General features: G+C 54.6%; 21 protein-coding genes. 10 read left to right on the top strand and 11 right to left on the bottom strand.

Features of this window, described 5'->3' with window-relative positions:
• Positions 1 to 35 precede the first annotated feature (35 nt).
• Complete coding sequence (locus ACW17M_RS12010) at positions 36 to 1,127, bottom strand: FecCD family ABC transporter permease (RefSeq protein ID WP_457547483.1); 1,092 nt, start codon at positions 1,125 to 1,127, stop codon at positions 36 to 38.
• The gene (locus tag ACW17M_RS12015; RefSeq protein WP_457547484.1) at positions 1,084 to 2,079 is read right to left on the bottom strand and encodes an iron-siderophore ABC transporter substrate-binding protein; all 996 of its coding nucleotides are present in this window, start codon (positions 2,077 to 2,079) and stop codon (positions 1,084 to 1,086) included. Before ACW17M_RS12015 ends, ACW17M_RS12010 begins: the two co-directional genes overlap by 44 nt.
• Before the next feature lie 263 nt (positions 2,080 to 2,342).
• On the opposite strand from ACW17M_RS12015, the gene ACW17M_RS12020 reads away from it, so the two are divergent.
• Positions 2,343 to 4,469 carry a TonB-dependent siderophore receptor gene (locus tag ACW17M_RS12020; protein ID WP_457547485.1) on the top strand — a complete coding sequence of 709 codons (2,127 nt, stop codon included), beginning with the start codon at positions 2,343 to 2,345 and terminating at the stop codon, positions 4,467 to 4,469.
• Between the two features lie 80 nt (positions 4,470 to 4,549).
• On the opposite strand, the gene ACW17M_RS12025 is transcribed toward ACW17M_RS12020, so the two are convergent.
• The 3 genes from ACW17M_RS12025 to hisI form a co-directional block, all read right to left on the bottom strand.
• Positions 4,550 to 4,846: a DUF1330 domain-containing protein gene (locus ACW17M_RS12025; protein WP_457547486.1), complete on the bottom strand. Its 297-nt coding sequence runs from the start codon at positions 4,844 to 4,846 to the stop codon at positions 4,550 to 4,552.
• A 24-nt stretch (positions 4,847 to 4,870) separates the two neighbouring features.
• Entirely contained in the window at positions 4,871 to 5,395 is a 525-nt protein-coding gene (gene luxS, locus ACW17M_RS12030) for an S-ribosylhomocysteine lyase (RefSeq protein ID WP_457547487.1), read from the bottom strand.
• A 79-nt stretch (positions 5,396 to 5,474) separates the two neighbouring features.
• Positions 5,475 to 5,888 carry a phosphoribosyl-AMP cyclohydrolase gene (hisI, locus tag ACW17M_RS12035; RefSeq protein ID WP_457547488.1) on the bottom strand — a complete coding sequence of 138 codons (414 nt, stop codon included), beginning with the start codon at positions 5,886 to 5,888 and terminating at the stop codon, positions 5,475 to 5,477.
• A 115-nt stretch (positions 5,889 to 6,003) separates the two neighbouring features.
• Between hisI and ACW17M_RS12040 the strand changes: the two genes are divergently transcribed.
• The gene (locus ACW17M_RS12040; protein ID WP_457547489.1) at positions 6,004 to 7,188 is read left to right on the top strand and encodes an S-(hydroxymethyl)glutathione dehydrogenase/class III alcohol dehydrogenase; all 1,185 of its coding nucleotides are present in this window, start codon (positions 6,004 to 6,006) and stop codon (positions 7,186 to 7,188) included.
• Positions 7,189 to 7,205: 17 nt separating this feature from the next.
• Here the strand turns inward: ACW17M_RS12040 and ACW17M_RS12045 are convergent, their stop codons facing one another.
• The gene (locus ACW17M_RS12045) at positions 7,206 to 7,718 is read right to left on the bottom strand and encodes a hypothetical protein (RefSeq protein WP_457547490.1); all 513 of its coding nucleotides are present in this window, start codon (positions 7,716 to 7,718) and stop codon (positions 7,206 to 7,208) included.
• A 185-nt stretch (positions 7,719 to 7,903) separates the two neighbouring features.
• On the opposite strand from ACW17M_RS12045, the gene pip reads away from it, so the two are divergent.
• Positions 7,904 to 8,854 carry a prolyl aminopeptidase gene (gene pip, locus ACW17M_RS12050; RefSeq protein WP_457547491.1) on the top strand — a complete coding sequence of 317 codons (951 nt, stop codon included), beginning with the start codon at positions 7,904 to 7,906 and terminating at the stop codon, positions 8,852 to 8,854.
• 156 nt (positions 8,855 to 9,010) lie between these two features.
• Here the strand turns inward: pip and ACW17M_RS12055 are convergent, their stop codons facing one another.
• Together ACW17M_RS12055 and ACW17M_RS12060 are read right to left on the bottom strand one after the other, a co-directional pair.
• Positions 9,011 to 10,306, bottom strand: a complete 1,296-nt coding sequence (locus tag ACW17M_RS12055) for a PQQ-dependent sugar dehydrogenase (protein WP_457547492.1) — start codon at positions 10,304 to 10,306, stop codon at positions 9,011 to 9,013.
• On the bottom strand, positions 10,303 to 10,731 hold the full coding sequence (locus ACW17M_RS12060; RefSeq protein ID WP_457547493.1) for a DUF2231 domain-containing protein: 429 nt from the start codon (positions 10,729 to 10,731) through the stop codon (positions 10,303 to 10,305). Before ACW17M_RS12060 ends, ACW17M_RS12055 begins: the two co-directional genes overlap by 4 nt.
• A 454-nt stretch (positions 10,732 to 11,185) precedes the next feature.
• Here ACW17M_RS12060 and ACW17M_RS12065 point away from each other — a divergent pair, with 454 nt between their 5' ends.
• Positions 11,186 to 12,298 (top strand): MFS transporter, encoded by a 1,113-nt coding sequence (locus ACW17M_RS12065; protein WP_457547494.1) that lies wholly within the window; start codon positions 11,186 to 11,188, stop codon positions 12,296 to 12,298.
• Positions 12,299 to 12,370: 72 nt separating this feature from the next.
• On the opposite strand, the gene ACW17M_RS12070 is transcribed toward ACW17M_RS12065, so the two are convergent.
• Positions 12,371 to 13,552 (bottom strand): AAA family ATPase, encoded by a 1,182-nt coding sequence (locus ACW17M_RS12070; protein ID WP_457547509.1) that lies wholly within the window; start codon positions 13,550 to 13,552, stop codon positions 12,371 to 12,373.
• Positions 13,553 to 13,778: 226 nt separating this feature from the next.
• Positions 13,779 to 14,474 (bottom strand): FadR/GntR family transcriptional regulator, encoded by a 696-nt coding sequence (locus tag ACW17M_RS12075; RefSeq protein ID WP_457547495.1) that lies wholly within the window; start codon positions 14,472 to 14,474, stop codon positions 13,779 to 13,781.
• Between the two features lie 145 nt (positions 14,475 to 14,619).
• Between ACW17M_RS12075 and ACW17M_RS12080 the strand changes: the two genes are divergently transcribed.
• The 4 genes from ACW17M_RS12080 to ACW17M_RS12095 are packed head-to-tail and all read left to right on the top strand — an operon-like array spanning position 14,620 to position 18,624.
• Positions 14,620 to 15,585, top strand: coding sequence for a sialic acid TRAP transporter substrate-binding protein SiaP (locus ACW17M_RS12080; RefSeq protein ID WP_457547496.1), 966 nt, complete (start codon positions 14,620 to 14,622; stop codon positions 15,583 to 15,585).
• A complete protein-coding gene (locus tag ACW17M_RS12085) occupies positions 15,585 to 16,163 on the top strand; it encodes a TRAP transporter small permease (RefSeq protein WP_457547497.1) in 579 nt (192 codons plus the stop codon). Before ACW17M_RS12080 ends, ACW17M_RS12085 begins: the two co-directional genes overlap by 1 nt.
• Positions 16,160 to 17,431 (top strand): TRAP transporter large permease, encoded by a 1,272-nt coding sequence (locus tag ACW17M_RS12090; protein WP_457547498.1) that lies wholly within the window; start codon positions 16,160 to 16,162, stop codon positions 17,429 to 17,431. The genes ACW17M_RS12085 and ACW17M_RS12090 overlap by 4 nt, the downstream gene beginning before the upstream one ends.
• Before the next feature lie 17 nt (positions 17,432 to 17,448).
• Positions 17,449 to 18,624 carry a mandelate racemase/muconate lactonizing enzyme family protein gene (locus ACW17M_RS12095; protein ID WP_457547499.1) on the top strand — a complete coding sequence of 392 codons (1,176 nt, stop codon included), beginning with the start codon at positions 17,449 to 17,451 and terminating at the stop codon, positions 18,622 to 18,624.
• A 25-nt stretch (positions 18,625 to 18,649) separates the two neighbouring features.
• Here the strand turns inward: ACW17M_RS12095 and ACW17M_RS12100 are convergent, their stop codons facing one another.
• A complete protein-coding gene (locus ACW17M_RS12100) occupies positions 18,650 to 19,309 on the bottom strand; it encodes a TetR/AcrR family transcriptional regulator (protein WP_457547500.1) in 660 nt (219 codons plus the stop codon).
• A 138-nt stretch (positions 19,310 to 19,447) separates the two neighbouring features.
• Here ACW17M_RS12100 and ACW17M_RS12105 point away from each other — a divergent pair, with 138 nt between their 5' ends.
• The gene (locus tag ACW17M_RS12105; RefSeq protein WP_457547501.1) at positions 19,448 to 20,206 is read left to right on the top strand and encodes an SDR family NAD(P)-dependent oxidoreductase; all 759 of its coding nucleotides are present in this window, start codon (positions 19,448 to 19,450) and stop codon (positions 20,204 to 20,206) included.
• Between the two features lie 136 nt (positions 20,207 to 20,342).
• Positions 20,343 to 21,509, top strand: a complete 1,167-nt coding sequence (locus ACW17M_RS12110) for an MFS transporter (RefSeq protein WP_457547502.1) — start codon at positions 20,343 to 20,345, stop codon at positions 21,507 to 21,509.
• Positions 21,510 to 21,769 lie beyond the last annotated feature (260 nt).

Raw genomic sequence — 21,769 nt, forward strand, 5'->3', positions numbered from 1 at the left:
TCGGAAGTGGCTGATCGAACTGAGAGGCGGCTGGTTCATAGCGAGCCTACCTTGCGGGTGCGCACAATCCAGATAAACACCGGTGCGCCGATAAAGGCGGTCACGATGCCTACGTCCAGCTCTGAAGGATGGGCGATTAGCCGCCCGGCCACATCTGACAACGTCAGCAGTACCGCGCCACCCAGGGCAGAGAAGGGCAGCAGCCAGCGGTAATCGCCGCCCGCTAGCAGGCGGCAGGCGTGGGGTACGACCAGCCCCACAAAGCCAATCGGGCCGCACACCGCCGTAATCGGGCTGCACAGCAGTACCGCGCCCACTGCCGACATGGCCCTGGCCACGGCCACCTTTTCACCCAGCCCGGCGGCGGTGTCATCGCCCAACGCCAACATATTGAGTTTGCGTGCGGCGAGCAGGGTGATGACAAACCCCGTCCCCAGAAAGGGCAGCACCGGAAGAAGCTGCTCATAGGTCGCGCCACCCACACCACCCACTAACCAGGATTGCACCAGTCCGCCGATATCACCCCGTGGCAGTACCACGGCGGTGGCCAGTGAGCTAAGCGCGGCGGTGATGGCGGCGCCTGCCAGCGCCAGCCGCAGCGGCGTAGCGCCCCCTTGACCCAGGCTGGCAATGGCGTAAACCGCACAGGCCGAGATAGCGGCACCAGCAATGGCTGTCCAGATGTAGCTGGTCGTCTCGTCAATACCGAACCAGGCAATGCCAATCACCACCGCCAGCGCCGCCCCGGCGTTAACGCCCAGAAGGCCGGGGTCGGCCAGCGGGTTGCGGGTCAGGCCCTGCATGACCCCGCCGGAAACCCCCAGGGCGGCTCCGGCCAGCATGGCAAGCAACGTGCGCGGCAGGCGGCTGGCTACGGCAGCGTGGCCAATGGTTTCTACCTGGCCGCTCAGCGCGGCGACGATTTCCGGCCAGCCTACTTCCCGGGCGCCAAACGCCACAGAGAGCATGGCGGCAAGGCCGAGCAGAACAAGTAGCACTGCGCCGCCAGACAACCGACGGGCAGCGTTGCGTTTGATACGAAGAGCGACAGAGCGATTAACGCTTGAGCCAGACGCCGGGCCGCTACCGTTGTGACTTGCGTGCGGCTTCTGAGAGCAGGTCTGCATAATCGTCCAGTAACCATGAGATCGACATGGGGGTAGGGTTGGCCGCTGTGCCCAACGGGGTATTGCCGAGCATGACAATGGCGCCGTTTTCTACCACCGGCAGGCGGGAGGTAAGCGGGTGCGCGTTGAGCTGATCGATCAGCGGCTGACCGCCGTAGGTGACGAGAATATCCACATCGTTGAGCTCGTCGATAAGTTCAGAGCTGATCTCTCCGGCGAATTTACCGGGAGTGGAGTTCTGTTTGACGACCTCAGGCGAGACCAGCCCAAGATCGTGAAAAAACCGCACCCGCGCATCGTTGTCGGTATAGAACGAAATGCGCCCCAGGTTGGTGGGGTCAAGGTGGGTGACGAACATAGCGGTTTTGCCCGCAAGGTCAGGATGGTTGGCGGCGGTATCGGCAATCTGTGTTTCGATTTGCTCGATTAGCGCCTGGCCTTCCTCCGCCATGCCTAGCCCTGCACTGTTCAGTTGAATCATATCGCGCCAGTCGGTTGCCCAAGGGCCTTGGGGGTAGGCTACCACCGGGGCAATCTGGCTCAGGGTGGTGTAGTCCGCCTGACTAAGCCCTGAATAGGCCGCCAGAATCACATCGGGTTGGCTGGCCGCCACCGCTTCAAAATCAATCCCGTCGCCCTCATCGAACAGGGCAGGGGGCGTGGCATCAAGTTCTGCGAACCGGGCTTCCACCCAGGGCAGTAGCCCGTTGTCGTTGTCGTCACCAAAGTTGGCTGCCGCAAAGCCGACCGGTACCACGCCAAGCGCCAGCGGCACTTCGTGATTGGCCCAGGCCACGGTCGCTACCCGCTCGGGTTTTTTTGGCAGTACGGTGGAGCCCAGGGCATGTTCGATTTCAAGGGGATATTGCTGCGCGCCAACGGGCAAAGCGCCGAGGCTGCACGCAGCGATAAGCGCCACGTAAGCGCTCAGACTTCTATGGAACAGGGCCATAGCCTTCTCCAAAAGCTTAAGACGTAAATAACGGATAATCCTCACCGCATGGTAAGCACGCAGCATCTAGATATATGACGGGTAGTCCAGGTGATGCATGTCGTCACGGTGTATTGTAATTATTATCAAAAGTTCAACTAAATGATTGTGATTGACATTATCACTATTGACTCGGGGATGCTAGCTTCGGATACTCTTCCGGCCTTTCGAAAGAGAATCACAAGGCGCGAGGGTAGGTTTATTCATTTCAAGGGATCTTCAACATGACTGATAGCAATAGCACAGTCCGGCGCAACGCAAGTTGGTTACGGTGGCAGCAGACCACTACCGCCATTCTGTGCGGCACGACGCTGGTGACTATTCCCATGATCGGGAACGCCCAGGAAACCGGCGAGAGCAGTGAAGATAATGAGGGCTATCGCCTTGCTCCCATTATCGTCAATGCTCAGGCCTACGCTGATGATGATGCCAACTCGATAGTGGCCCAGGAGCTGTGGGTGGGTGGTAAGGTCGCCACCAGTATTCTCGATACGCCCGCCTCTGTGTCGGTCATCACTGAGAAAGAGATCGAGCAACGCAACGCCTCGACCACCGAGGAAGTCCTGCAATATACCCCCGGGATTCTCACCGATTATTACGGCACCGATGACCGTAACGACTATTTCAAAATCCGCGGATTCCAGGCCACCACTTACCGTGACGGGCTGACGCTAGGCTCAATGCGCGGTGTTCGCGAGGAGCCCTACGCCTACGAACGCGTTGAGGTTCTGCGTGGGGCTAACTCCACATTGTTCGGCCCGGCGGATCCAGGTGGCTCGGTCAACTTTGTAAGCAAACGGCCAAGGTTTGAACGCTTTGGCGAAGGCTATCTCTCTTATGGCTCTTTTGACCATAAAGAGGCTGGCCTTGATGTGGGCGACACCCTGAACGCTGACGAGACCGTGGCCTACCGTTTCACCGGCACTATCCGGGACAGCGATCGGGAATACGATCACTCCAAAGACAACAATGGCTTCTTGATGGGCGGTCTGGCCTGGGAGCCAACGGCGTACACTTCAGCAAGCGTTATTTTCGACTACCTGAAGCGTGACGACACCCCCAATAGCGGTGGTTACCCACTCGACCGGGAGTACGACCGCAGCGATTTCTTTGGCGAGCCTGGCTTCAATTATCATGATGTCGAGCGCACCAGCCTTACCGGGCAGCTCACCCATGATTTCAATAACGGGCTGACCCTGCGAGGCAATCTGCGCTACAGCGACCTGACGGACGACTTCGGCTACGTCTATATCACTGACTCTGCGTCGCGAGTAGGCAGCGTGGTGGATCGCGATTACTTTGGCTCCGACAGCGAAGCCCAGGAGTTGATCGGCAACGCGATCCTGCAGTACGACGCCCGCTTTGACCGAGTCGATAGCAGCACGCTGGTGGGGGTCGAGTATCGCGATGCCTCAACCGAAGACAGTTCGTTTTACGGGGATGCGACCTCAATTGATATCGCAAATCCTGTCTTTAGCGGTGCACCGAGTAGCCTCAACGTCTATAGCAGCAACAAGCAGGACTTCACTACCGAGTCGGTTTTCCTGACTCAGAATTTGTCCTTCTATGACCGATTCATTGTGACAGCGGGTGTGCGCAACGACTCGATGGATGTCTCAAGCACCAACATGGCGGGCGTTACCGATTCCGATGACTTCTCTGAGACCTCACTTCGCGGTGCGCTGACCTATCGGGTCACCGACGAAATTTCCACCTATGTCAGCATGGTGGAGTCGGTCGCACCGCCCACGATTGGCGTCGATCCCGAACGGGGCGAGCAGTACGAAATTGGTGCGAAATATTCTCCCTTTGGTACTAATGCGCTGTTTTCGGCGGCCATCTATGACTTAACCAGGGACGACGTCACCATCTCGGTTGTACAGGACAATGGCGTTATCGAGCGGGAAACCGTGGGTGAGTCCCGCGTACGGGGTCTTGATCTGGAAGCGAAGGCTGAGTTGACCGATAGCTTTAGCGTGGCCGGTGGTTACTCCTATATGGAGTCGGAAGTGGTACGCGACAGCAACGCAGCCAGAGAGGGTAAGGAGTTCACCGCAGCACCCAAACATACGGCGTCGCTGTGGGGCTACTATACCTTGCCAAGCCAGGATATGAGTGTAGGCCTCGGCGCCCGTTACATTGGCTCCTACTACTTTGATGTCGCCAATACGTCAAAGAGCAGTGCGGCAACGCTGTTTGACGCGGCCTTCAGCTACCAGCTCACTAAAGACGCCGACCTAGCCGTCAACGTCAGCAACTTGCTCGACGAGCAGCACGTGGTCGGTTCAAGCACGGCCGATTACTATAATCCGGGTCGCGAAATCAGCGCGAAAGTGAGCTATCGCTGGTGATGTAATTCCGCCTATATCCCAGAGGTAAAGCAACGGCAAAACGCCCCGACTTGAACATTAAAGGCGGGGCGTTTTGGTATTTAGGCTTCTGTTAGGCCATCAACGATAAAAACTCGGTAGTCGGCACCTTGGAAGCGGTGCTTGCGGGCTTCCTGGTAGGCGGGGCTTTGGTACCAGGCGCGGGCGGCAGCCATATCGGGGAAGCGCAAAATCACCGCACCTTCCATAGCGCTACCTTCAAGCACTTCAAAATCACCATAAAAAGCGAGCGGTTGCGGATCGTGGCCTTCGCGAGCGGCTTTTGCCTTCTCGCCGTAACGCTCCATTTCCTGGGCGTCGTGGGTATGTTCGCGGGTCATTACGACGTAAGCGGGCATTAAATTCTCCTTATTTATTGGTCACTACTTCACATCGTTACCCAGCGCCTTTAATCGCTCAGGGCTAAGGGCGATGTCCTCATTTTTGTTGACTCCGATACCTTGATCAATGATGCCTTGGGCAATGCGTTTGGCGTCGTCTAGCGAGTGCATCACGTAGGTGCCGCACTGAAACTCATTGAGCTCTGGAATCTCTTCCATACGGTTCACCGCCAGTACATCTCGCATGGCCGCTAGCCACGCTTCGCCGACGCGCTCTTCCGTTGGGCTGCCCAGTAGGCTCATATAAAACCCGGTACGGCAGCCCATTGGCGAAATATCAATAATTTCGACGCTGTCACTATTTAAATGATTGCGCATAAAGCCAGCAAATAAGTGCTCCAGCGTATGAATGCCTTTTTCACCCATCATATCCTCATTGGGCTTGTTAAAGCGCAAGTCGAACACGGTAATGGTGTCGCCGGAAGGCGAGTGCATGGTTTTGGCAACCCGCACCGCGGGGGCGTTCATGATCGTATGGTCGACGGTAAAACTATCCAGTAACGGCATGTTGGCTCCTTGCTGAGTTATACCCCTTCAGCTGGTCAACGACTCAGTGTGTGGTACTTCCCATTAGATAGCTTGGGAATTAATGGTTCAGCGGCGCGGTGATAACCTCGACTGTCTCGCGGCGGATGGCGTTGTAGAAGCAGTTGGGTCGCCCGGTGTGGCAGGTGGGACCTTGCTGGTCGACCTTTAGCAGCACTGCGTCGCCGTCACAGTCTAGGCGTGCCTCTACCAAGCGCTGGCGATTGCCGGAACTCTCGCCCTTGCGCCATAGGGTCTGCCGCGAGCGAGACCAGTAGCATACTTGCCCGCTGTTAAGCGTTTCGCGTAGCGCTTCATGGCTCATCCAAGCCAGCATCAGTACTTCGCCGCTGTCGTGCTGCTGAGCGATAGCGGTGATCAGCCCGTCAGCGTTCCAAGGAATAGATTCGATCACCGCTGCCAACGGTCGGTATTCGCCACGCTCGGCATTCTCTAGCTCTATCCAAATGTTCATCGGCGGCTCGCATTGCTAAAATATAATGTTATAACATATCATAATTGAAGCCTTGAAAATCAAGGCTTGCTAGGGGCAAAACACATTAATACCCAGTCCAACCACGGAGATGATGATGAAAACACGTGCAGCTATTGCCTGGGAGCCCAATCGGCCACTTGAAATTGAGGAGATCGATCTGGGAGGGCCGAAAGAGGGCGAGGTTCTCGTCAGGATCGTCACCACCAGCCTGTGCCACACTGATATGTTTACGCTGTCCGGAAAAGACCCTGAGGGGTTGTTTCCTTGCGTATTGGGCCATGAGGGCGTAGGCGTCGTCGAGGAGCTTGGGCGCGGGGTAACCTCGGTAAAGCCCGGCGACCATGTTATTCCACTCTATACGCCGGAGGATCCGAACTGTCCCTATATTCGTTCGGGCAAGACCAATCTCTGTCAGAGCATTCGCAAAACCCAGGGGCAGGGGCTAATGCCGGATGGTACCAGTCGCTTCTCTTATAAAGGCAAAATGCTGCACCACTATATGGGTACCAGCACCTTCAGCGAGTACACGGTGTTACCCGAGATCGCGGTGGCTAAGATCAGCCGCGAAGCGCCCCTGGCCAAGGCGAGCGTGATGGGGTGTGCGATACCTACCGGTATCGGCGCGGTGAGGAATACTGCCAAGGTGAAACAGGGCGATACGGTGGCAGTGTTTGGATTGGGCGCTGTAGGCATGGCCGTCATTCAAGGCGCCAAGCTCCAGGGAGCAGGGCGAATCATCGGTATTGATGTCAATCCAGCCAAGTTCCCACTTGCCCTGTCGTTGGGCGCAACGGAGTGTCTTGATCCGAATGACTATCCCGAGCCGCTTCACGAGGTGATCATTGAGATGACCAATGGTGGCGTCGACTTCTCTTTCGAAGCCGTAGGCAACGTTCGCTTGATGCGGGCGGCGCTTGAATGCTGCCACAAGGGCTGGGGCGAAAGTATCATCATCGGGGTTGCGGGGGCCGGGGAGGAGATATCGACACGTCCCTTCCAGCTGGTGACTGGTCGGGTCTGGCGGGGCAGCGCGTTCGGCGGCGTGCTGGGGCGCTCTGAGCTTCCGGGCATGGTTGATGAATGGCTGTCAGGGCGCTTCGACGTTGATCCCTATATCTCGCACAACATGACTCACGACCACATTAATACGGCATTTGATCTGTTACGCCGTGGTGAAGCAATTCGCTCGGTTATGCACTATCAACCCCAGGAAACGATGGCCGGGCCCCTGCCGGGCAAACTGATCGGTGAGGCGCCCAATAAGCCTCAGCCTGCTTGAGGCAATAGGCAGCTTGGCTAGCCGCCTTGTTCAGGCGCGGGCTCAATGACGATTTCGTGCTTCCTCCGCTCATTCTCCAGTGTTGCCAAGGCAATTTGGTAACAATCTTCGATATGGCGGCTGCCCATGTACTTCATCGCGCTGAAGCTAATACCACCAGCGACGGCGCTACCGACAAAAGGAACGAACTTAGCAACACCTTTGGACGCTACTTTGACGCCCATCTTGCTTAAAAGCATGACGATAAGTTTTTTCGTGATGTATTTACCGGCCATTTTGCTGCCGGTATTCGAGATGGCCGTCATCACAAAGAGCTTGGATTCTGTATCCAGGCTTTCGATTTGTTCAGGCGTTAAACCAAATTTCTGGTTAATTCTGGGAATTAGCCGCATCAATATGGCAACGTCTGAGCCTATATCCACCCCCGGAATGGGTATAACCGCCGCGCCCGCAGAGAGGCTTGAACTCTTGGTGACCATCGAATGGCACGATTTTCTAATCGCTTCGAGTTCTTCTATTGATTCAATCATGATGAGATCCTTTCATTTACTGCCTGATTGATCCAGTGCTGGCTGTACCACTTCCTGGTTCACTTCCTTCTAACATTACTGACCGCTCTTCGACGTTATTTGAGAGTCGCTTGTAGTAAAGTCGTCGGCGAAGGTAAAAGTGTCAAACGGTATTTGGAAAGGCGCAACTGAAGCGGGAGGCTTGAATGTCGAACTTGAGAACCCTATATCCACCGATCGAACCCTACGAAACAGGCATGATCAATGTGGGGGATGGTCATACGGTCTATTTTGAGCGCGTGGGCAAGCCGGGCGGTAAGCCTGCGGTATTTCTACATGGTGGCCCCGGCGGTGGGATTTCGCCTGATCATCGGCGCCTGTTTAACCCTGAGCGCTACGACGTTCTTCTCTTTGACCAGCGCGGCTGTGGTCGTTCAGAGCCTCATGCCAGTATCGAAGCCAATACGACGTGGCATTTAGTTGAAGACATCGAGAGGCTACGTGAGCATGTTGGCGTAACTCAGTGGATGGTTTTTGGCGGCTCTTGGGGTTCTACCCTGGGTCTTGCCTACGCTCAGACGCATCCAGACCGTGTCAGTGAGTTGATTTTGCGAGGCGTCTATACGGTCACCCAAGCGGAGATTGACTGGTACTATCAGTTTGGTGTGTCTGAAATGTTCCCCGATAAGTGGGCGGCGTTTCAGGCGCCTATTCCTGAAGCAGAGCGACACGATATGGTGGCCGCCTACCATCGTCGTTTGATGGGGGATGACCCTATCGCTCAGCTTGAGGCGGCGAAGGCATGGACGATATGGGAAGGTGAAACCATCACCCTGCTACCAGACCCTGCCTTATCGGCTCCCTACAGAGAGGGGCATTTTGCGCTAGCCTTTGCGCGGTTAGAGAACCATTATTTCACTCATCGCGCTTGGCTGGAGGAGGGGCAACTGCTTGCTAACGCTTCACGCCTAAAAGGCATTTCCGGCGTCATTGTCCATGGGCGGTACGATATGCCATGCCCTGTTCGTTATGCGCTGGCACTGCATAACGCTTGGCCAGAATCCGAATTCCATTTGATCGAAGGGGCAGGGCATGCCTGGAGCGAACCCGGCATTCTCGATCAGTTGATACGCGCGACAGATCGCTTTGTATCATAAATCTTAACCATGACAATACTTGCTACTGCGCGGTTAATTGAAGTGGTGCATGAGTTAACCTGGTATGAGTTGCTCATATAAAGGCTTCTTTAGAACAAACGGAAAAGGCGGCAGTACAACAGGCTGCCGCCTTTTTTTACGCGGAGGGTTAAGTGTTTACTCATCGCCATCGTAGGTCACGCGCCAAACGGCGTTCGTCAGGTCGTCAGCGATGATAAGGGCGCCCTCTGGATCGATGGTGACGCCGACTGGGCGACCGCGAGTTTTACCGTCTTCAGTAAGAAACCCGGAAACGAAATCAATTGGGTCACCGTCGGGCTCGCCATTGCGGAAAGGGATAAAGACAACCTGGTAGCCCACAGGGTCTGAGCGGTTCCAACTGCCATGTTCGCCGATAAACACGCCTTCAGCGAACTCATCTCCCATTTCCGGTATGGAGAAGGCGAGACCCAGTGGTGCTACGTGCGAGCCTAGGCTGTAGTCGGGTACCACTGCTGACTCCACTTTTTCAGGGTTCTGCGGGCGTACGCGGGGGTCAACATGCTGCCCCCAATAACTAAATGGCCAGCCATAAAAGCTGCCGTCCTGTACGGTGGTTAGGTAGTCTGGAACCAAGTCCGGGCCTAGTTCGTCACGCTCATTAACGACTGCCCAAAGTCGCTCAGTATCGGGTTGGATAGCCAACGCCGTGGGGTTGCGCAGGCCGGTGGCATAAGGCCGATGCATGCCGGTGTCGGCATCAATTTCCCATACCTCGGCTCGGCTAACCTCCGCTGCCATGCCACGTTCGGTGATGTTACTGTTGGAGCCAATGCCCACGTACAAGTAGTCTCCGTCAGCGCTCGCGGTCATCGCCTTGGTCCAGTGGTGGTTGATTTCCGAGGGTAGCAGCGTAATTACTTCTGGCGACCCACTGGCCTCGGTTTGTCCTTCCTCGTAATCGAAGCGTACAACCGCATCTTGGTTAGCGACATAGAGGTTGTTATCAACCAATGCCAGCCCATAAGGCGCGTTGAGGTTCTCGGCAAACACCGTTTGCTCTTCATAGCTGCCGTCATCGTCGCTATCGCGCAAAAGGGTCAATCGGTTACCGCTTTCAACGGAGGTGGTGCCCTGGCTTTTTATGTAGCCAGCAATAAAATCTTTTGGCTTCAGGGGCGGTGCGTTGCCGCCGCTTCCCTCTGCCACCAGAATATCGCCGTTGGGCAACACCAGCGTTTGGCGCGGCACCTTAAGATCAGTAGCAATGGCCGTAATGGTGTAACCGTCGGGAACCGTCGGTAGCTGGTCGCCCCATTCTGCGGGCTCGGGAACTGACATATCCGGCAGAAGCCCACGTTGTGGCTCAGGAAGGTCAGGGTTTGGCCCATACTTTTGAGAGTCCTGAGCGCTAGCAACACCTGCCACCAGAAGTATCGAGAGAGGAGCGGCGAAGAAATGGGAAAACTTCATGGCTTATCTCCGATACCAAAGCGGGAAAAACCGACCCACGTCGCCGTGCCTGCGAGCAAAACAACGACGATCGAAAGAGCAAAGCCAGCTGGCATCATGGCCCAGGCGTCTCGTGCATGGGCTAACGCATTGACAAGACCCAGTACCCAGGTGAGCAATAGCAGCGCTGGATACATCAGAAAAGCCAAACGACGGTCTTGGGAACGAAAAAAGCCAATAATTGCGCACAAAAGCGCAAGTCCCGCGAAAATAAGCCCACCCAAATTTAGCCAAGAAGCAAAGGTGGCCCACTGAATATGGTAGGTGGTTGAGTAGGCGTAATCACATAGCATGGTGCCAAGAAAGAGTGGCGTAGTCCCAGCAAGCATTACGGTATGAAACGGGTTTGGCCCGCTTCGATAAGTGCGATCGTTAGTGGCTGTCACGGCAAACTCCTTATGCTGTTCAAGCTGATTAATTTACCTTTGTTGGCTGGCGCTGCACGCTAGCCCCAACTCAGGCAACGACATCATGTTCGTTAGGGCGCAGTATAGTTGACGATAAACAACTTGCCCAAAGCGAAGCGGCGCTGGTCGCCGCGATTTTTGCCAGCTCGTTATAACCCTTCTGCACCGTAATAATACATCGTCGATACGTTAAACCTGCTTCTTTTAGCCACTGCACCCACGCTTAACACTCTCTTCTTTAGGCCTAATTAGCCAGTTCATCATTTATCTTGACCTCAAGTTAACCTGAGGTTTTAAAGTGAGCGCGCTTAGTACTTTAGCAATGGCCGATAAAAGGTGGGCAGTAGGTATGCGCAATAGCAATTCAAGATCAATACCGTTGGTAAGAACGATCCTTCTGATCATTCTAATTGGGCTTAACCTACGGCCATCCATGGCGGCTATTGGGCCTCTGGTTGAGGCAATCCGTCACGATGTGAGCCTTTCATTTACACAGTTATCACTGTTAACCACGCTACCGGTACTAGCCATGGGGCTGGGATGTTTTGTTAGTGCATTGCTGGCAAAGCGGATCGGCTTCAACCGTCTGATTACCTTGGCGCTTGCGTCGATTATGTTATCGGACGCCCTACACTGGTTTGGCTTCGGGTATACAGGTTTATGGGCAGCCGCACTGGGCGCTGGCATTGGCATAGCCTTTATTCAGGCCGCACTTCCAGCGGTGATAAAACGGGCTGCAGGCGAGAAAACCCCAATGGTGATGGGTTTTTACATTGCTTCCATCATGGGGGGCGCTGCTCTCGCCTCCGCCATAACACCCGTGGTGAGTGATTTTATTGGCTGGCAGAGTGCCTTGGCGTTATGGGGGCTGTTAGCGCTTGCAGGGCTCGTGGGTTGGGTGACACGCAGGCGAGTACTGCCAGCCCCTAGCCAAAAGGAGAGTGTCAGCATTGCTTTTTCAGCGATGGCTCGACAGCCTCGTTTTTGGTCGTTGGCGATTTTCTTTGGTTTAGGCACGGCGGGTTATACCTGCCTTCTTGCCTGGATTCCGCCCACTTTCATCAGTTTAGGCTGGTCTGAAACGCAAGCGGGGCTGGCGCTTAGTTGGCTAACTGCGATTGAGGTGATGGCGGGCCTAACATTTCCTATGCTGGCTCAACAAATGCAAGACCGTCGCCCGGTGTTATTGCTGGTACTGATGTTATCGGTGGGGGGCTTTTTGCTTCTTGGGCTAGTGCCTAACACAATGGCTTGGTTGGCAACTGCGCTGCTGGGGTTAGGGATTGGTGGTCTTTTTCCCTTAAGCTTGATCATCACTATGGATCACTCGGACGATCCCGTGCTTGCGGGTCAGCTTACTGCATGGGTACAGGGAATCGGCTATCTCATTGCCTCTTTAGCGCCTGTCGCGGCAGGGGGGATAAAAGACGTGCTGGGAGGTTTTGAACAGGCATGGCTGATGCTTGGGGGGATTTTTATTGGGCTGATAGTGATGAGCCTACGTTTCGATCAATCTAAAGCACCCCAGCAGCTACGCTTTAATTAGGGTAATGAGCTGTTCGGTCATCTAAATAGAAAAGGCGGGTCGCATTGCGCCATCAGTTCTTTAGCGTTTTGTCTAATCCAACCACTGCCAGGGCGGTGCGTCCAGCCACCCCTGGCCCAGGATGGTCGTCTCGCCAAACGCTTTATCCAGCGCAATAGAGTGGCAGGCCTCGTCTTGTTCCAGTGTTGCCACCAAGCGTGGCGCGTGGGAGACCACCCAAACTTGGGTGTCCCGCGAGGCACGGATAATCAGGCGACCTAAGGCGGGTAGCAAATCTGGGTGGAGACTGGTTTCTGGCTCATTTAATACCAGCAGGGAAGGCGGCCTTGGAGTGAGCAACGCCGCCACTAACAGCAGATAGCGAAGTGTGCCGTCGGATAATTCCGACTGGTTTAAAGGGCGCAATAATCCTTCCTGCAGAAACTGCAGCACAAAACGGTTACCGGCGTCGGCCTCAAAATTGATGGTGCTCCCTGGAAAGGCGTCTTCAATTGCCCCATACAGCGCCTCTCGGTCGCCAATCTCGTGAATAGTTCGCAATGCAGCCACTAGACTATGACCGTCATGATCGAGTACTGGGGTACGGGTACCAATTTGCGGTGTGCGAATGATGGATTGCGGGTCGGTTCGGAACTGATCGTAGAAGCGCCAGTTGCGGATTGTTTGTCGAACCGCATGGACTTCAGGCACGGCAACCGGGTCACTAATTTCGTTAAGAATACTTTCGTAGCTATTGAGGTGAGCATTGTATACCTCCCACTTTCGACCAGAACGAACTTTTACCACGGGGCCAACTCGGTCGATCAAGCAGCTGCTGGGACGGCAAACGTCGCCTGCCCAAATGCATTCACGCTTTATCTCGGGGTCGAACTGAAACATGGAGGGATCCCCGTGGCCCGCAAACCCCTGAGGCGCAGGCATCCCCAATGAAATGGCGTAACCAAACTCCTCTCCGACAAACCCCAGCCTAAGGCGGGTATTGCTTTTCCTGGCGGTGCCCTCAATGGGGGCAGAGCCGTCTCTCATGCTGTTGGTGAGTTTTTCCGGACCAGCCCAGAAGGTGTAATCAAGCCCGCCTTCCTGGGCAATTGAAGCGATCAGGTTGCCTTTGGCGGTGTCTGCCAGTAACCGCAGCGACTTGTACAGATTGGATTTGCCACACCCGTTGGGCCCGGTCACCACATTGAGGCCCGATAGGGGAGAGACAACGTTTTTCAGACTGCGGTAGTTGGAAACGGCAAAGGCGTTGATCATAAGCTCTAGGTAGTTGGTGGCAAGCCGCTTCGAGCAGCATGGAAATGCCAGCTTAGCGTTGAGTACACCCAGCATGGAAACGGACGCTTTACCGATGTATGGGCAGCCGACTGAAAAATACCACAAAGATAACATGCTGCGCTCAGTTCCAAAGTGACGCTAGGGAGCTGAGAGGTATTTATTCCCTTTGCAGATGTTGTCACGTACTTGAGCTCATTGTGTTTTCTCACGGTTGGCCGTGCAGGATACGCGACAGTGAAGACTTAATATGGCATTGCATCGCAGCCCTTGCCTTTGTTTCATCTGCTTGGCGAATCGCTTCTATGATCTCGTTATGCTCTTCGGTGACCTGCTTGGATTGCAATATTCTTGGAAGATCAGACGTTTTATGTCCCAGTTTAACGGAGAAGATGACTCCCGTTTGCAGGGCCAGAACAGAGCTAAGCAAAAACTTATTACCGGATGTTTTAGCGATCTGAACGTGAAAGTCGAAATCTTCCTGGGTGCCTTGCCCGCCGTTTCGATTGATTTTTCTTAAGATACGACTCTTTTCTTTAATGCGCTCAATATCGTTATCGTTGCGTTTTACGGCAGCCAGGGCCGCCGACTCAGTTTCAATTAACAGCCTGAAGTCAAACAGGGCAATCAGGTCGCTTAAATTGTTCACGAAGTTGGGCGCATCCAGTGCGGTGGTTGGACGCGCTACCACAAAAAGTCCAGATCCTTGGCGGGAAGCCACCAAGCCTTCATCTTTTAGTTGGGCAATCACTTGCCGTGTGGCGCTGCGGCTTAATTCATAGCGGCTTGCCAGCTCGGCCTCGGTGGGCAGACGCGCGCCGCGAAGATACTGCCCGCGAAGAATCCAGTTACGCATATCTTCATACAAGTCTTTAGTTTTTTCGACTTTAGTCTTTGTTGTCACGTTGCAAAACTCCTTCCTCTGGCTGTTTTTGTTTAAAAACAAGTATTTATATTATTTTTCTAAGGTTGTTTCTAAACAAATTGATAAATTTGTTTAGCCAGAGTGTACTGAGGTTGGTGATTCAAGCCCTAATAAGGAGACAACAATGCGCGCACGTCATCAACTAACAACACTGCTTTTAGCGCTATCAATAACGCCTTTCGCCCAGGCGGATAACTTTGTATTTGGCCACATCTATGAGGCGAGCCATAGCCATCATAAATGGGCCTTGTGGGCGGCCGAGGAAATCGAAAAACGTAGCGAAGGCCGACATAGCATTGAGGTTTTCCCCTCTTCCCAGTTGGGCAATGAGGTTGAACTCAATGAAGGTCTAAATCTGGGGACGGTGGATATCATCTATACCGGTAACGCGTTTGCCGGAAACGCCTACCCGCCGATTGCGCTGGGTAGCGCGCCCTTTGTGTTCCGTGACTTTGATCACTGGATTGCCTATTCGAAAAGCGACCTCTTTCAAGAGCTTACTCAAGGCTATGAAGAGGCGACAGGGCATGTGCCACTGGGTTTGATCTATTTTGGCCAGCGTCATGTGACTGCCAACAAACCGGTACTTACCCCTGAGGACATGCAGGGCATGAAAATTCGAGTACCGGATGCGCCGCTTTTGCTGATGTTCCCAAGAGCCGTTGGCGCGAACCCTACCCCCATCGCGTTCTCGGAGGTCTACCTGGCGCTTCAACAGGGCGTCGTTGACGGCCAGGAAAATCCGCTACCCATTATTCGAGCGATGAAGTTTGAAGAAGTGCAGTCAGACATTTCGCTGACAGGCCATATCTACGATAGCCAGCCAATCATTATGAGCGGTAATGCCTGGGGAGGGCTCTCTTCCGAAGACCAAGCGCTTTTTCAAGATGTTTTCCAGGAGGCTGCTGAACAGGGAAGCCTGGATATCCACCAGCAGGAGCAGGACTTGGTGCCTTGGTTCCAAGAGCAAGGAACGGAAGTACACGAAGTGGATCGTGAGGCGTTCGCTGAGAAGGTCAGGCCAAGCCTGACAGGTGAAGACGTCGGCTGGACAGCTGAACAATACCATCGACTGGAGGCGATTGAGTGATGGAAGGGGATAAAGACACGCGTCGTGGTGAAATGACGTCGATGTCGGTGCAGCCCGGCCGCGAACATGCGGCCGGAGTTGAACCCGAGCTATCACTTAACACGGCAGACGCTATACCAACGCGAAAGTGGGTCTTCGAAGACCATGTGGCGCTTGGAGTCATGATACTGCTGGGTGGTGTGGTCTTTGCTCAGTTTTTGTCGCGCTACGTGTTCAATCATTCGATTGGCTGGACCGAAGAGGGCGCCCGCATGCTGTTGGTGCTGCTGGTGTTTATCGGCGCGGCGGGCGCCGCCTCGCGGCGCGGTCATATTTACGTAGAAATTCTCGAACTTATTTTACCGGAAAAGGCGAAGCGCTGGCTGCGTGGATTCAACAATTTGATTAGCGCCATTTTCTTCGGTTACGTGGCCTGGCTTGCCTGGCAAGTCGGTCAACGGGTTTGGAATTCCAGTATGAGCACGCTGCCGATCTCAAAAGGTTGGCTTTATACCGTGGTTGCCGTGGCCTGTGCGGCAATGGCATTCCGTTTGGCTCGCCAAGGCATTGCCTATTGGCGTGGGGAGGAGGCGTCATGATTATTCTGCTTTTTGTGGCATTGGCGTGCCTGCTATTGATTGGTGCGCCGGTCGCGGTGGCATTGGCGGGATCGTCGCTGGTTTACCTGCTCGCCTCTGGCAAGATCCCCGACATTATTTTGATCCAGCGCATGGTGGGCGGGGTGGATAGCTTTCCGCTACTGGCGGTGCCGTTCTTTATTCTGGCGGGCAACCTGATGAATGTTTGCGGTGTGACCGAGCGTATCTTTCGTTTCGCTGATTCGATAGTGGGATGGGCGCGGGGTGGGCTTGGTCACGTGAATGTGGGCGCCTCGGTGATATTTGCAGGTATGTCGGGCGCGGCCATTGCCGATGCTGGCGGCCTGGGGGCCGTTGAGATTAAGGCGATGCGTGACAAAGGCTACGATGTCGATTTCGCCGTGGGAATCACCGGGGCTTCGTCGACCGTTGGGCCTATCATTCCGCCGTCCCTTCCGCTGGTGGTTTACGGGGTGGTGGCGTCTACCTCGATTGGTCAGCTATTTATTGCGGGCATTGTGCCCGGCCTGCTTATTGCCGCGATGTTAATGCTGATGGTCGCGGTTATCTCGCACCGGCGCGGCTATCCTGTGGGTGAGCGCTTCTCGGTGGCCCGCCTGCTCTCTTCATTCATGCATGCGGCACTTTCGCTCATGATCCCGGTGATCATCGTGGGTGGCATCGTTCTGGGGATATTCACCCCGACCGAGAGCGCTATTGCAGCTGTGGCTTATGTGCTGGTATTGGCAACGCTGGTTTATCGTAGCGCTGGCTGGCGTCAGATCATTACGGTCTTCCGCGAAACGGTGGAGATGACGTCGGTCGTTCTGCTGATTGTTGCCGCTTCGTCAATTTTCGCCTGGATTCTAACCCGTGAAGGGGTGCCCGCCGCGTTTGCAGAGTCGGTTATGGCGGTAGCTGATAATCCCATTGTCATTCTTCTGCTGATTAACCTGATTCTATTGGTAGTCGGTTGCTTCATGGAAACGGTAGCGGCGATCACTATCTTGACGCCCGTACTGTTGCCACTGGCCGTCCAGGCCGGTGTCGACCCCGTTCAGTTCGGCATTATCATGGTGCTTAACCTGATGATCGGGTTGCTGACTCCACCGGTTGGCTTGGTGCTGTTTATCCTGGCGCGGATTGCCGATATCTCGTTCCCGCGTGCGGTTAAGGCAACGCTGCCCTTTATCGCGGCGCTTCTGGTGTCGCTATTGTTGATCACCTTTATTCCCGCTTTGACGCTATGGCTACCTAGCCTGATTTAGTTTGGAGACTCAGTCGCATGAATTATCTGCAAAACAACCGTTCTGTTGCCCGTGAGGCGATCATCGAGGCAATTGATATGGTGCCAATCGGCAGCTATCTGCCAGCGGACGGCGGTTATGGGAGCGCGCGGGAAATTGGCCATGCGCGGATGGCAACACTCATTTTTGTACGTTTGTCGGCGGGTATTATCGGTATCGGCGAGTGCTATGGCCCGCCCAAAACTACTTTAGCTTACCTGGATATCCTGCGCGAAGCCTACGTGGGCGAAAGCGCCTTCGACCACCGGGTGATTTGGCGGCGAATGACCAATGTGCTCTACCATGTGCGCGCCCAGAGCCAGCTTGCCGCAGCGGTAAGCGGGCTGGATATTGCCCTTCACGATGGGCTTGGCAAACTACTGGGTTTGCCGATTTACCGGTTGCTGGGTGGTGAAGAGCAGGCGTCGGTACAGGTCTATGCCTCCGGTGGCTATTTTCATGAACCGGCGGCGCTACCGCTGGAAGCGCAGCTTGAGCGCGTGGCGGGGCAGTTTGATGGTTACAAGATCAAAATTGGCCACGGCATAAAGAGTGACCTTGAGCGCATGCAGAGCGCACGGCGAATTCTCGGCAACGACGTTGCCATTATGGCCGACATCAATGGCGCCTATACGGCGGATATCGCGCTGGAATCCATGGCCGCTTTAGCGCCGCTACGACCTTACTGGATTGAGGAGCCTGTGGCACCGGAAGATCTTCCCGGCTTCCGTCGCCTTGCCTCGCGCCGGGAAGGGCGCATTGCGGCGGGTGAAGCCTCTGTCAACGCCGTGGAATTTCGTGAGTTGGCCGCTACAGGCGGCGTCGATGTGCTGATGCCGGATCTCAACCTGTGTGGCGGTTATGTTGAGGCGTTGCGTATTGCAGATATGGCGCATCTTAGTGGCCTGAGAGTCTCGCCTCACGTATGGGGAAGTGCGGTGGGTATTATGGCCGCCGCCCACTTCGCCGCCGCGCTGCCGCCGCATCCTCACCCCGACCGCAACCATACGCCGACCTGGGTCGAGTATGACGTGTCGGCAGATAACCCCCTCCGTGAAGCGCTATTAACATCGCCACTGAGCCTTTCGCATGGACGTCTGGCGCTTCCCAACGCGCCGGGGCTGGGCATTGAAATCGACGAAGAGCGGCTCCAAGCGCTCAAAATTGATATTTAGATAAGCGAATCTCGCGTCACAGTCATTATTGCTTAGTGTTAACGCGGGCATCCCAGCCCATCATCGCGACCTGAGCTACGGATTCAAGCTCGGCCTGAGTTGCCCCATCGCGGGCCAAAATCGACATGCCACTCTGGATAGTCTGTATAAAGCGGGCGAGTGCATGAATGTCGGTTGAAGCCGAAATCTCCCCCTCAGCAACGGCCTGCTCAAAGCGCTTTATAAGGCGTTCAAGCCCGCCAGCTCGCGTCGAGCGCAAAAGTTCGCCAAGTTCTGAATGCCCATCGCTACCAACTGAAGAGAGCGCCATCATGCAGCCGCGGGGAGTATCTGCGAGGCATCCCGTCAGCGCGATAGCTGATTCAAGCAGTAGCGACTCGATTGCTTCGCGGGCTGTCTTTGCGGAATAAAACTTGTTCCAGAAATACCCTTCGTAGGTGTCGCTGTAATAGCGTACCGCTTCTGCATAGAGCGATTCCTTTGAACCGAACGCGGCGTACAGGCTGGGTGATCCTATCCCCATGGCCTGTGTGAGGTCGGCCATCGAAGTCGCTTCAAACCCTTTAAGCCAAAACAGACGAGTTGCTTGATCCAAAGCAGCTTGACGATCGAACGCACGGGGCCTTCCGCGACTGCGGCTGGATGTCGTTTCGTTACTTTTGGGAGTGGGTTCTGAGTTTTGCATTCGTAGAAATATAAACGTATTAACGCTTGTCAGCAATGCGAATACTTTATTTATGTGTTGATCGATATAAAAATATTGACTTGCTCATACAAGCCCTTCTAGTATTTCTGTGTCGTTCAATACATAAAGGAAGTTGTTATGAGTAAGTTGCTTGGAAAGGTCGTTCTTATTACTGGTGGGTCGCGTGGACTCGGTGCCGCTACGGCGGAAGCGTTTGCTGAACAGGGGGCAAATGTTGCGATCAGTTATGCAGCCTCCTCCGACAAGGCGCAAGCCGTCGTGGAAAAGCTCAGGGCTAAGGGTGTTCGAGCAATTGCAATAAAAAGCGACCAAGCGGATCTATCGTCCGCCAAACCTTTAATCGATTCGGTGATTGCTGAATTCGGTAAGCTAGACATTCTTGTGAACAACGCTGGGATCGCGATCCAGGGCCAGCTCGTAGATGATCCCGACCTTGATGAAGAAAAGTACAACCGACAGTGGCAAGTGAATGTCATGGGATCGATCGCGAATACCCGCGCGGCAGCACCCAAATTAACGGACGGTGGCCGAATCATCTTCATTGGTTCTTTACTGGGTTCCTACGTGCCCTTCCAGGGGGTCGCCGATTACGCTGGAACAAAGACGGCGCTCGTCGGTTACGCAAAGGGCATTGCACGCGATCTCGGCACGCGCAATATCACTGTCAATGTCGTGCAGCCGGGCATCATGCCCACGGACATGGCCTCTGACGTTGCCGGCGAGCTTCCAGATCGTGAAGCCATTTTGGATCTACATCCGATCCGACGCATTGCAACCCTTGAAGAGGTAGCGGAAACAATCTGCTTCCTCGCCGGACCGCATGCGGGTTACATCACCGGGGAGACCATCAATATCGCAGGTGGCCTCGCCACCTAAGCGCCGCTTGGCTGCGATAGGGCGCCAAATAAATTGGCGACTGTCGCGGCCTTTCTACGCAGTATTTCTATTCTCTAAATCACTGCCCAGCAACAACATCATGACCGCCTAATGCCAGTCCAAAGGAACATCTTCTATGTCATCTATCACCTATGCCGAAAACTCGCCTGCCTGGGGGGCGGTATTGTCGATGAGCTTGGGAATTTTCGGCATTGTCGCTGCCGAGTTTCTGCCCGCCAGCCTGTTAACGCCTATGGCCCAAGGTCTTCAGGTCACGGAAGGAGTGGCCGGTCAGGCTGTCTCTGTCACCGCTGTATTAGCTCTGGTCACGAGTTTGCTCGTTTCTGCTGTTAGCGGCCGAATGAACCGTCGCAAGGTGCTGATATTTTTTACTTCCCTTCTGGTTCTATCCAACCTTTTGGTTGCCGTTGCCCCGAATATGATGATGGTATTACTTGCTCGCATGCTGCTCGGCATCGCTCTCGGCGGTTTTTGGGCACTTGCAGCTGCGACAATTATGCGGTTGGTCGCTGAGAAGGATGTGCCCAAAGCACTGGGTATCCTATTCGCTGGCGTTTCTGCCGCCACTGTGTTTGCAGCTCCCTTTGGTAGTTTCTTTGGGGATTTGTTTGGCTGGCGTGCTGTGTTTCTTGCGGCGGCTGGCCTAGGAGCTGTAGCACTCGCCGCTCAATATTTCACGCTCCCATCGATGCCTTCAAAAGGAACCACGAAGCTGGCGACGCTGTTTACCCTTTTTAGTCGTCCTAACATTGGGATAGGGATGTTCTCGGTACTGCTGATATTTACCGGTCACTTCGGTTTTTTTACTTATCTACGCCCATTCCTGGAAGAGGTGACGATGGTTGATCCGGTGGGGGTCACCTTGATTCTGCTCGTCTTTGGTATTGGAGCCTTCGTAGGTAACTCCTTAAGCAGTATATTGATTGCACGCTCAATCCGAACAACGTTTATAGCGATGCCATTGATTATGGGGATGCTCGCCATTCTGCTAGCAACCCTTGGTGGCTTCGTGGCGGGCGATGCGGTGATGATTGCAATATGGGGGATTCTCTTTGGTATCGTTCCGGTGACCTGGTCGACCTGGGTCACCCGAGCGGTTCCTGACGAGGCTGAAAGTGCTGGTGGCTTGCTGGTTGCAACCGTTCAGCTTGCGATTACCTTTGGTGCAGCCGGCGGGGGCTTGGTTTTCGATAGCTATGGGGCGCGGTCAGTATTCCTCTTCTCTGCAGCTTTGCTGGCGCTCGGCTTTATTTCTGCTTCGAAGGTAAGAACCATGGATTGATTTCCCGAAGTTAATAGGTGGTAGCGATTAGCTAGCTTGCCGTAGGTGTGACCTCGTTCTTATGATTGCAAAGCGCTTGGGCATCCTGCCTGGGGGAGTGCGTAAAAAAGTCGCCGTGTCGCTCTTAGTTGAAGTGTTTTTTGATACTGCAACGTACTCTCTTAAGCGGTGGCTCTGAAGTGCTGTTTAAAGGACAGAGCACCCACGTCCGCGATTTCCGCGAGAGGTTGACCGATAGTGGTTCATCAAAAGGATCGCGT

This window comes from Vreelandella sp. 2A-K22 (assembly GCF_054065485.1).